The organism is Devosia sp., assembly GCF_040509215.1.
GTDB lineage: Bacteria > Pseudomonadota > Alphaproteobacteria > Rhizobiales > Devosiaceae > Devosia.
The window spans coordinates 1-6,712 of the sequence record NZ_JBEVLL010000248.1 but is presented as its reverse complement, the minus strand read 5'-3'; the positions used below and the strand labels follow the sequence as shown (position 1 = coordinate 6,712).

3 protein-coding genes and 1 pseudogene are annotated in these 6,712 nt (G+C 63.2%); 1 reads left to right on the top strand and 3 read right to left on the bottom strand.

All coding sequences use genetic code 11. From position 1 onward, the window contains the following. The 3 genes from ABW043_RS13755 to ABW043_RS13745 all read right to left on the bottom strand — a co-directional run. Nucleotides 1-1,816 (bottom strand): circularly permuted type 2 ATP-grasp protein (locus ABW043_RS13755; RefSeq protein ID WP_353921774.1); only part of this gene is annotated, 1,816 nt, incomplete at its 3' end. A 5-nt stretch (nucleotides 1,817-1,821) separates the two neighbouring features. Beyond that, a complete protein-coding gene (locus tag ABW043_RS13750) occupies nucleotides 1,822-5,157 on the bottom strand; it encodes a transglutaminase family protein (RefSeq protein ID WP_353921773.1) in 3,336 nt (1,111 codons plus the stop codon). Between the two features lie 101 nt (nucleotides 5,158-5,258). Beyond that, nucleotides 5,259-6,026, bottom strand: coding sequence for a FadR/GntR family transcriptional regulator (locus ABW043_RS13745; RefSeq protein ID WP_353921772.1), 768 nt, complete (start codon nucleotides 6,024-6,026; stop codon nucleotides 5,259-5,261). A gap of 462 nt (nucleotides 6,027-6,488) precedes the next feature. Between ABW043_RS13745 and ABW043_RS13740 the strand changes: the two are divergent. After that, nucleotides 6,489-6,712, top strand: a pseudogene (locus tag ABW043_RS13740) (sugar ABC transporter substrate-binding protein); the annotation flags it as partial.

Sequence of the window (6,712 nt, the reverse complement as noted above, 5' to 3'; positions counted from 1 at the left end):
AGAAGCGGTCGCGGATCTGGCCGGCGCTATGGACGGCGCTGCCGATCGATATCAGCAGGCCCTGCGGCATGGCCTCGGTTGCGTCGACATCGATGCTTTCGAGGAATTCTGCGCAATGGGTCAGGATCGGCAGGTCGGGCTTGGAGAGTTCCGCGAGGCGGGCATTGTAGGCGCGCAGGATGCGGACCGTCGCTTCGCAGCGTTCGGCATAGCGGCCAAGCCAGACGAGATTGTCGGCGGCACGGCTCGGCAGGCTGCCGGGAGAGTTGCGGACGAGCCTGTCGCCATCCTGGGGCAGGAGCGAGACCTGCTCCACTGGAGTGGATGACACCACCCAGACGTCGGCGGCTTGTCCACCGTGCTGCATGGTGAGCGCCGTCGTGTCAGGCGTCGAGCCGACGCGGGCGAAACCGCCGGGCATCAGGCTCCAGCCGTTTTCCGTCCGCGCCGCAAAGACGCGCAGGGTGATTGGCCGTGGTTCGAGCTTGCCGCCTGCATAGACCGGGGCAGTCGAGAGGCGCACAGGCTCCTGGCCGACATAGTCGCGGCCATGGGTGGCGATGCGATCCTTGAGCTGAGCCTTCTGCGCCGGGGTCATGCTCGCGCCAAGCGCGGTGCCGCGCAGGTCGTCGAAGGGCAGGGTAGTGGCGAAGGCCGGCCCGATCATCAGGTCGTCGAAATTGTCTAGGACATATTCGCGCTCAGCGGCTTGGCCGCACCACCAGGTCGCGATTTCCGGCAGTTCGAGGCCGGTGCCGAGGAGGTGCTTGCAGAGCCGCGGCATGAAGGCGGCCAGGGCGCGCGTTTCGAGGATGCCGGTGCCGAGGCCATTGATCATGGAGATGGAGCCCGAGCGCACCGCCTCGACCATGCCTGGCGTGCCGATGCGGCTGTCATAGCGCAGTTCGAGCGGGTCAACGAAGCTCGCATCCATACGACGCCACAGGACGCTGACGGGCTTCAGGCCGGCGACGGTCCGCACCATGACCTGGCCGTCTTCCACGACAAGGTCTTCGCCTTCGAGCAGCATGAGGCCGAGATAGCGCGCGATATAGGCGTGCTCGAAATAGGTTTCGTTGAGCTGGCCCGGCGTCAGAATGCCGACGCGGCCGCCGTCGCGCTTGGCCTGGACGAAGAGGTGATCGCGGAAATCGCGGAAAAAGCCGGCGAGGCGATGGATGTTCATCTCGCCGTAGACGTCGGACAGCGCGCGCGTGGTGGCGACACGGTTTTCGAGAGCAAAGCCGGCGCCGGAGGGAGCCTGCATGCGATCGCCCAGCACCCACCAGGCGCCATCCGGACCGCGGCCCAGTTCGAAGGCGCAGAAATGCAGGAAATGGCCGCTGGCAGGTTTGACGCCAACGAGAGGACGAAGGAACTCATTGTTCTGCGCGACCAGTTCAGGCGGCAACAGGCCCTCTTGCACAAGACGATTGTCGCCGTAGATGTCGGCGACGATGTTTTCCATCAGCTCGGCGCGTTGCACGAGGCCCTTGGAAATGGTCTGCCACTGGGTTTCGTCGATCAGCAATGGAATATGCGCCAGCGGCCAGGCGCGCTCCTTGCCCTCGGCGCCATCGTATTTGCGATAGAAGACGCCAGCATCACGCAGATATTGGTCGGCGCGCTCGAAACGGGCTGCGAGTTCGGTCGACCCCAGCGCATCGAAAGCAGACATCAGCCGATCCCAGCCGGGGCGCAGGGCGCCGCTGGGATCGATCATCTCGTCGGGCACGCCCGGCAATAGGCGATAGTCCGAGATGATGCTCGGACCTTGAGGCGGGGCGCTGCGGGATTCTGGGTTCCGCTTGGACATGGTGTTCAGGTGAACCGGGGCGGTCGCCGGAGGTCAAGCGTCAGCGGAAATTCGTCCGCCGGCCGCTCCGGGCGGTAGGGATAGTTGCCGGGCGTATAATTGTGCGGGACGAAACGCGCAAGGCGCCGCGCCTCGGCCTCGTTGCCATTGACGGGGAAAGTCTCGTAATTGCGGCCGCCCGGATGCGCCACGTGATAGGTGCAGCCACCGATCGAGCGACCGGTCCACGTGTCGTAAATGTCGAACACCAGAGGAGCGTGAACCGGCATAGCGGGGTGCAGGCCGGAGGCCGGCTGCCAGGCTTTGAAGCGCACGCCGGCGATGGACGTGCCGGCGGTGCCGGTGGCGGCGAGCGGGGCGGGGCGCTGGTTGCAGGTGACGACGTAACGGTCCGGATTGGGCGCCGTCAGTTTTACCTGCAGGCGTTCTACGGAGCTGTCGACAAAGCGCACCGTTCCGCCGATGGCGCCCTCTTCGCCCATGACGTGCCAAGGCTCAAGAGCTTGCCGCAGCTCGAGTTTGACGCCTTCGACCTCGACTTCGCCGCAGAAGGGGAAGCGGAATTCAAGCTGGGCCGCGAACCATGCGGGATCGAAGGAAAACCCGGAGCGATCGAGATCGGCGAGAACACCCAAGAAGTCCTGCCAGACGAAGTGGGGGAGCATGAAACGGTCGTGGAGCGTCGTGCCCCAGCGCACGAGATCGCCTTGCGCCGGCTCGCGCCAATAGCGGGCGATGAGGGCGCGAACCAGCAATTGCTGGGCGAGGCTCATGCGAGCGTTTGGCGGCATTTCGAAGCCGCGGAACTCGACAAGGCCGAGCCGGCCAGTGGGGCCATCGGGGGAATAGAGCTTGTCGATGCAGATTTCCGCGCGGTGCGTGTTGCCTGTGACGTCGGTGAGGAGATTGCGGAAGAGACGATCGACGAGCCAAGGGAGGGGGGGGGCGCCCTGATCGGGCGCCGAGACCTGCGCCATGGCGATTTCGAGTTCGTAGAGGCTGTCGTGACGGGCCTCGTCGAAGCGCGGTGCCTGGCTCGTGGGGCCAATGAAGAGGCCGGAGAACAGGTAGCTCATCGAGGGATGGCGCTGCCAATGAAGGATCAGCGATTTCAGCAGGTCCGGTCGGCGGAGGAAGGGGCTGTCGTTCGGCGTGGCGCCGCCGACGACCACGTGGTTGCCGCCGCCAGTGCCGGTGTGCTTGCCGTCGAGCATGAACTTGTCGGCGCCGAGCCGGCTTTGGCGGGCTTCTTCGTAGATGGCCGCGGTGGTCGCGACGCAGTCGTCCCAGTTGGAGGCCGGGTGGATATTGACCTCGATGACACCCGGATCGGGGGCGACGCGGATGACATTCAAACGAGAATCGTGTGGCGGGCCATAGCCTTCGAGGTGGACGGGCTGGCCGATCTCTTTTGCTGCCGCCTCGGTAGCGGCGACCAGTTCGAGATAGTCTTCGAGGCGCTCCACCGGGGGCAGGAAGATGCAGAGGCGGTGGTCTCGAATCTCGGCGGTGACGGCAGTGCGCACTTCGCCTTCGATCTCGCTGATGACCTGTTCGGTGCGGTCCTGCTGTTCGCTCGACGCCGTGAACGAGGAGGCTGCCTGCTGGCGTGCGTCTGCCTTCTCCCGGAAAAGCAGCTCTTCCGGATCAGGCAGGGCGGCGCGAGGCGCTCCGGGATCGAGGGGCACGACATGGGGATAGGCTGTCGGCTTGAGGTGCTTGAGCGATGCCAGCGGAAGGCGGTAGCCGGCCGGGCTGTCGCCGGGGGCGAGGAAGAGTTTGCCGCGCCGGGTCTTCCATTTTTCAGTCAGCCAAGGACTGGACGCCGCGGCGTTCCAGCGCTGGACCGGCAGGACGTAGCCGGTGGGGCTCGTCAGGCCGCGTTCGAAGACACGGGCGATGCGTGAGCGGGCTTCGGGGTCGGCCAGCTGGGAATTGGCGGGGTCGACATTGTCGGGGAGCTTGGCTTCCTTGAGGAGCCACTCGCCGGGGTCTTCGTAGGCTTCGTCGATGGTTTCGCCGGTCAGGCCAAGGTTGCGCGCGAAGGATTCGAGGAACTTCCGTGCATCGTCATGTGTGGCTGTGGTCTTAACCCCTTCGCGGGCAATGAGTTTTTCGTCTCGCCACACCGGCTTGCCATCAAGGCGCCAGTAGAGCGAGAAGGTCCAGCGGGGCAGGGTTTCGCCGGGGTACCACTTTCCCTGGCCGTAGTGGAGCATGCCATGGGGCGCGAAGCGGGTACGGAGGCGGCGGATCAGGTCGTCGGCGAGGCGGCGCTTGGTGGGGCCGACGGCGTCGGCGTTCCATTCGCCGGCCTCGAAGTCGTCGACGGAGACGAAAGTCGGTTCGCCGCCCATGGTCAGGCGGACATCTTCAGCCTTCAGAATAGAATCGACTTCGTGGCCTAAACTATTGAGGCGGTTCCAGCTTTCATCAGAAAATGGCTTGGTGATGCGCGGGTGTTCGGCAACGCGCGTCACCTGCATGGCGAAGTTGAAGTCGACTTCGGCAAAGGAAGCGAGGCCGGAAATCGGGGCGGCGTTGCGGTAGTGCGGGGTGGCGGCGAGGGGGACGTGGCTCTCACCGGTTAGGAGGCCGGAGGTGGGGTCGAGGCCGACCCAGCCGGCGCCGGGGAGGTAGACCTCGCACCAGGCGTGGAGGTCGGTGAAGTCGTGGTCAGTGCCGGCGGGTCCGTCGAGGGAGACGAGGTCGGGCTTGAGCTGGATCAGGTATCCGGAGACGAAGCGCGCCGCAAAGCCTAAGTTTCTCAATATGTTAACGAGAAGCCAGCTCGAGTCTCGACATGAACCTTGACCATTGGTCAAGGTTTCTTCCGGCGTCCAGACGCCGGGCTCCATGCGGACGATGTAGTTGATCGTCTGCTGGAGCTGCGCGTTCAGCTCGGTGACGAAGGTCACCGTGTTGCGCGGGCGCCGGTCGATAGTATCGAGGTATCGCTGCAGGGCGGGCGTAAGTTTTTCCGGACGGCGGTAAATCGACAGGTCTTCGCTGAGGTCCTCTGGATATTCGAAGGGCCAGGTCTCGGCATTTTCCTCGACGAAGAAGTCGAAGGGATTATAGACCGTCATGTCGGCGATGAGGTCCACTTCGATCTTGAGCTCGGTGACGGGCTCAGGAAAAACGAAGCGAGTCAGGAAGTTACCGTATGGATCCTGCTGCGTATTGACGAAGTGCAGATCCGGCGCGACCCGCAGCGAATGGCTCAAAACCTTGGTTTTGGAATGCGGCGCCGGCTGCAATCGGATGATCTGCGGACCCAGCGTGACGGGGCGATCATACTTGTAATGGGTCAGATGATAGATTGCGGCTTTGATCGACATTGGAACGCGTCGCTCACTTCATGCCACAGATTCAGCTTCCCGAAAGGGAGCTTAGCGGTGATTCAGGGGCTTGGATAGGCGGTGAGTTGGTTAGCAGCCTGTTAGCTTCGAGCAGGTGACTGAGACATCTTGGTTACGGCCATGCGGATGTCGCGCTCCGTATCACGCAGATGCATGCGCATGGCCTCGGCGGCGGCCCTGCCATTGCCCTCACGGATGCAATCGAGAATGCGCTGATGGGCGGCGATGGTGTCCTGGGGCGTGTGGCCGCGATCGGCGTGGCCGCGCTGGCTGATGAAGAAGCCTTCGCGCAGGGGCACCGCCATGGCTTCGAAAAGATATCCGAGAACACGGTTACCGCTCGCCAAAGCGACCGCTTCGTGGAAGCCGAAGTCGAAGGCGTGGAAGTTGGCTTCGGCCGACTGATCTGCCAAGTCGGGAGAATCACCGACGGAGTCCCGCATTCCCTGAAGGGCGCTTTCGATGGCGACGATGCCGGCGCGGTTGGCGCGTTTGGCCGCCAGCGTGGCCGATTGCACTTCCAATGACAAACGTACCTCAACGAGGTCGAACAGCCCCTTGGGATCGGTACGAACGATGGAGGTGAGGAAGTCGGTGAAGGCGGAGCCGTCGGGTTCGCGCACCATGGCGCGGCGACCTCTCGAAAGCTCCAAAAGTCCCCGGCCGGCAAGGAGTTTTACGGCTTCGCGAATGGTCAGGCGACTGACCGAATAGCGCCCTGCAAGATCGGCTTCGCTGGGCAGGCTTTGGCCTGGCGCCAGCTCGCCCAGGATCAGTTGGGCCAGATCATTGGCCACGGCACTTGCCGCACTGCCGTGATCGGCGCGCGCGTCTCCACTCAAACTCACCACAACTCCTCCCGAGGTATCTGATACCTTTGACTCTCGCTGACCGTTTGCCGGTTCATATTGGCGAGAGGGTGTCCTCGAATTCAGCGAGGTTAGCGACTGAAACGAAAGTCAGCAACCGCCTGAAAGCGGGCCTTCTACGCTCAAGTTTATATCTTCGACAATCGAAAAAATAACCTTCCACCACTTTGCCCTGCTTTACACGCATATCTGATTATCCTAGTTTGCGGGCCGTGGTTCCCGGGAGGGCCAAGGCGGCATCAAGCCGTCGAGCAGGAGGACATCATGCAGTTCCATTCAAAGCTGCCGGCGCCAGGCCGGCGGGCGGAGTAGAGCGTCGTTTTCCGGGCGAGCAAGACTTGCTCGGAAAGAGATGCAGGAACCAATTGGCCTGACCGAGCGAAACCACGACGAACGCATCAATCACCTCGAAAAATCTAAGGGAGTCGAGACGTGAAGGTTCTGAAATCAATTGCGACGCTGTTTGCTGCTGGTGCCCTGATGGCCACCGCTGCGACCGTCGCTTTCGCCCAGGATAAGGGCGCTGTCGGTATCGCCATGCCGACCCAGTCGTCGCTCCGCTGGATTTCCGACGGCAACGAGCTGAAGACCGCTCTCGAAGCCAAGGGCTACACCGTCGACCTGCAGTTCGCAGAAGACGATATCCCGAACCAGCTCGCCCAGAT